Annotated in this window: 1 protein-coding gene; it reads right to left on the reverse strand. The window is 33.7% G+C overall.

The window, feature by feature from the left end; genetic code table 11:
* Window positions 1-1,972, reverse strand: a 1,972-nt coding sequence (locus EZM65_RS15340) for a type I polyketide synthase (protein ID WP_136669437.1), incomplete at both ends; no start/stop codon positions are given.

Raw genomic sequence — 1,972 nt, forward strand, 5'->3', positions numbered from 1 at the left:
AATATCTTTTCGTATTAAAAGGATAAGTTGGCAAACTGATTTTATTAGGCTTGTTATCTGGATAGAACAAACTATAATCCAATAGCACTCCTTTTACCCATAACTGAGCTAAAGATTTGCTATCATTGTTTTTAATTGCAGTTTGATGACAGCCGTTGCCGGTATCTCCTTCCAATAAAACATCTTCCTTATCTTCCTTAATATTACCCCTAAACATATCCGTTGATTTTCCATCTTGATAAGCTACCAGTTTCTGTAACAATTCATCTACGTCACTTACCACTAATGCCAGACGTTCATCCATAGGTTCTCTGCCTATTTGTAATGTATAGGCGATATCATGTATATTTTCGCTTAAATTAGATTCCAAATAGTGTTTCAAATTCAATACCTGATTATCAAGTCTGTCTTTATTTTTGGCTGATAGAAAGATAACTGCTTCTTTATTATTAAAATATGATCTAGTCTTAGTTGAACGATATTCTTCAATAACAATGTGTGCATTACTACCTCCAGCCCCAAAACTGTTAATACCCGCTAATCGTAATTTATTTTCTTTAGTTGTCCATACTTCCAGCTCTTGTTGTACTTTAAATGGACTATTTCTAAAATCTATATTTGGATTTAATTTTTCTGAATGCAATGAAGGAACTAATTGTTGGTATTTAAGTTGCAATAATAATTTTGTCAAACCTGACATACCTGCCGCAGATTCACAATGACCTATATTCGACTTAACAGATCCTATACTGCAATATTGATTTTCTGAAGATTTAAAGACCTTACTTAAACCTGCTATTTCAATAGGATCTCCTAAACTTGTTCCTGTTCCATGTGCCTCTATATAACTATAGTCTTCAGCTTTTACACCTGCTTTTTTTATAGCTGTTTTAATTACTGCTGACTGGGCATTAGGATTAGGTACTGTATATCCATTGGTTTTCCCTCCATGGTTAATTGCTGTTCCTTTTATTACTCCATAGATTCTATCCCCATCTGCTTCTGCTTTGCTCAGTGGTTTTAATAATACTGCTCCCACTCCTTCCGATGGAACATATCCCTCTCCTCCTTCTCCAAAACTCTCACACTTGCCTTTGCCTGAAACAAATCGACCATTGCTTAACATTAGATATTTATATGGATGTGTACTAACATTCACTCCACCGGCTATAGCCAGCTCACAGTTTCCATTTTGAATACTTTCACATGCCAAATGAATTGCAGTTAATGAAGAAGAGCACATAGTATCAACTACCATATTTGGTCCATGGAAATTAAAAAAATATGACACTCTGTTAGCTATGCTGGCTGGACTTCCTCCTGGTGTCACATAATTGCCTTTATGTATTTCTTCAATCCCAAATAATTGATATTCTTCACTCATCACTCCTACAAATACTCCCACTTTTCCGCCTAATTCACTTTTATCAATTATATTGGAATTATTCTGCAACTCTAATCTGTTATATCCTGCATCTTCTAATGTCTCCCAAACAGATTGTAAAAATAATCTTTCTTGAGGGCTCATCATTTGTGCTTCTCTTGGTGAAATATTAAAAAACAAGGGATCAAACTTATCTACATCCTCTATAAAACCTCCCCATTTACTATAACTCTTTCCTTCTTTTCCTTTTTCTTTATCATAGAAATTTTCAATGTCCCATCTATCTTTGGGAATCTCTGTTATACTATCTTTACCTTGTTTTAAATTTTCCCAAAATTCATTGATGTTCTTTGCCCCTGGATATCTTCCGCTCAAACCTATTATAGCTATATTTTCTACATCTTTTAATTTATTATGATTATGTACCTGAATTTCTTCAAGGCGATTTTTTTGCTTGCTTACTGTTGGTAGAGAATAATGATTTCTTGTATCATTTTTATTAATAGGTTCTCTCGATGAAATACCTATAAGCTCATCCAGTTTTCTATAGTGTTCTTCTATAAAATACTCTACAAGTTCTCCTAATGT

The organism is Flavobacterium sp. H122 (assembly GCF_004959765.1).
Classification (GTDB): domain Bacteria; phylum Bacteroidota; class Bacteroidia; order Flavobacteriales; family Flavobacteriaceae; genus Flavobacterium.